This window comes from Methylobacterium sp. WL103, from assembly GCF_008039885.1.
Taxonomy (GTDB): Bacteria; Pseudomonadota; Alphaproteobacteria; order Rhizobiales; family Beijerinckiaceae; genus Methylobacterium; species Methylobacterium cerastii.
Map to the genome: position 1 here is coordinate 1 of NZ_VRUX01001203.1, position 593 is coordinate 593.

The 593-nt window shown below is 74.5% G+C and carries 1 protein-coding gene; it reads right to left on the minus strand.

All coding sequences use genetic code 11. The features are described from left to right. A partial coding sequence (locus FV222_RS28625; RefSeq protein WP_187277537.1) for a site-specific integrase occupies window positions 1-377 on the minus strand: 377 nt, incomplete at its 3' end. Between the last annotated feature and the right edge of the window lie 216 nt (window positions 378-593).

Genomic DNA, 593 nt, shown 5'->3' on the forward strand with positions numbered 1-593 from the left:
ACCTTGGGCGAGCGCACGGCGCCGAGCGCCGCCACGGTGCCGTGGCCCTCGCGCTCCAGGTACTTGGCGAAGGAGCGCAGGCCCGCCAGCGCCCGCATCAGCGAGCGCCCGCCGACGTCGTCGGCACGGCGCGCGGCCATGAAGGCGCGGACGTCGCGCGGCTTCAGCGCGACGATCGCGGCGATGGTCGGCGTGCCGGCGCGGGCGTCGAGGTGGTGCAGGAACTGGCGCAGGTCGCGCTCGTAGGCCTCGACCGTGTTGTCGGACATCCGCCGCTCGGCCGCGAGGCTGCGGCTCCAGGCGTGGGCGGCGTCGCGCAGGGCGGCGTCGCCCGGCATCGCGAAGAGGGCGGCGTCCGTCGCGGCTGAGGTGGGCATACGGTCTTCCTCGCGACACGCGCCCGCTTCGAACGCAGCTCGCCACTGGACGCGGCCGCGGTTGCGGGGCGGTTAACGGCCGTTCCCGGTCTCCTTCAGTCCGGTCTCTTTGATTCTCATGGCCTTGATCCGCGAGGCCAGGGTCGTCGGGCGCAGGCCCAACAGTTCGGCGGCGCCGCCCGGGCCGAACACCTTGCCGCCGGTCAGCGCCAGGGC